The sequence below is a fragment of the Stutzerimonas sp. LR2 genome (assembly GCF_055755175.1).
This window is the reverse complement of record NZ_JBVTRR010000071.1, coordinates 1-744: the sequence shown is the minus strand read 5'-3', so window position 1 is coordinate 744 and position 744 is coordinate 1. Positions and strand designations below refer to the sequence as shown.

The window sequence follows — 744 nt, the reverse complement described above, 5'->3', positions numbered from 1 at the left end:
ACAGAATCTGGAATGATGTACCCCGCCGTGGAGGAAATGTCTTTCACGATCAGCCGTTTCTTAAACTCGCCAAACTTTGACTTGCAAAGCTCAGGTGAGTCCAGTTTCTGGCACAGATTCACGCGCATATAACCAGGTGCGACCAACTGGCTACCCGGCAACGTTTTAAAAGCACATCCCTGCAAAGCTAATACTGCCAATACCCCAACTAAAATACGCATTTGCATTAATGAGCCTTATCTTCGCAGAACGGGCACTTCTGCTTTTTATTCGAACGATCACCGTCAAAAGGAGTGATAAAGGACATTTTGCAATGTACGCATTTCACCATTCGGATCTCATCAGAACGGAAGTCACGCGCCAGTGTCCAGGCCTCATTTGGATGAAGCATAACATCCGCCGCAATTGTCGGTCTGAAGCGCATATTCAGTTCGCGATAGACTTCAAATGAATCGACGACTTCACTGATATCATCCTGATTGCTAGGGTCTTTGGCGCGACGAAGATAGATGCTCATAAAGTTGGTAGCTTCCAATTTTTTAGGCTGTGAAGCCAAGAAAGTTTCCGAGAGTTTCAAGCGTCCAATTGCCACTTCTTCCTGACCGAACTGTTTTTTCAAATGGTCAATGAGTCGGTCACTGGCATTCAACGATGTAGTGATGATGCGACGTCGGAATCCCAGCTTAACCATCCGCTGTGCCAAAGCAAAAATATCTTCATCTTTTACGAGTGCGGCTTTCATAG

Annotated in this window: 2 protein-coding genes; both read right to left on the bottom strand. The window is 45.8% G+C overall.

Features of this window, described 5'->3' with window-relative positions:
* A partial coding sequence (locus ACVRRC_RS22100; protein ID WP_472997592.1) for a hypothetical protein occupies nt 1-227 on the bottom strand: 227 nt, incomplete at its 3' end.
* Nucleotides 227-744, bottom strand: a 518-nt coding sequence (locus tag ACVRRC_RS22095; protein ID WP_094962578.1) for a FlhC family transcriptional regulator, incomplete at its 5' end; no start/stop codon positions are given. The genes ACVRRC_RS22095 and ACVRRC_RS22100, both read right to left, overlap by 1 nt.